The sequence below is a fragment of the Corynebacterium lemuris genome (assembly GCF_024919295.1).
In the GTDB taxonomy this organism is placed as follows: Bacteria; Actinomycetota; Actinomycetes; order Mycobacteriales; family Mycobacteriaceae; genus Corynebacterium; species Corynebacterium lemuris.
Genome location: NZ_JANWTC010000049.1, coordinates 1 through 738 on the forward strand (window position 1 = coordinate 1; position 738 = coordinate 738).

The 738-nt window shown below is 63.7% G+C and carries 1 protein-coding gene; it reads right to left on the reverse strand.

Annotated elements, in window-relative coordinates; genetic code table 11:
- The coding region (gene catA / locus NYP18_RS15325; protein WP_259429056.1) for a catechol 1,2-dioxygenase at nucleotides 1-738 on the reverse strand (738 nt) is incomplete at both ends.

Here is a 738-nt window from a genome sequence, read left to right on the forward strand (position 1 = left end):
CGGATCCAGCAGCAGCTCCGGCTTCACGGCGGTGGCGACATCGTTCTCGGTCCACTCGCCACCCTGGAAGTACAGCTGGGTGGTGATCTCGCGGTAGCCCGGGCTCTTCACCTTCAGGTGCAGGTGGGCCGGACGCCACGGGTGGCCACCGTAGGACTCGATGAACCAGCCGGTCGGGCCGTCAGCCGGGATCTGGTACGGAGCCGGCTGCAGGGTCTTGATCTCGTACTCACCGTTGTCATTGGTACGGATGGTACCGCGCAGGTTCCACTCCGGGATCCCCGGTGCGAACTGGGAGTAGAAGCCCTCCTCATCGGCGTGCCACAGCTCGATGGTGGCGCCGGCCAGGCCCTTGCCGTCGACGTCGGTGACCTGACCCTTAAAGATCAGCGGCTGTGCGGCCTTGTCCTGGTCACGCATCGGCATCTCGCACTTCCAGGGCAGCTCGGGTGCGTTGTCCACGTAGTAGGGGCCCTCGATAGAGCCCTTGGTGCCGGTGTAGTGGTGGCGGTTGTAGTTGATCTTCTCGATCTCGTGCTCGACGAAGACGTCCAGCCACAGCGGCCACTCGCCGTACTCGCCGACCTGGATCATCCAGTTCTTCAGGACGCGGTACTCGTCGTAGGTGACCTCGTGCTTGTGGGCGACCTCAGCGATGGCGGCCAGCAGATCAGTGTAGATCGCCCCGGCACGCTCCTTGGAGGTGTCCGACTTGATGGACTCGCCCTTGAACTTTTC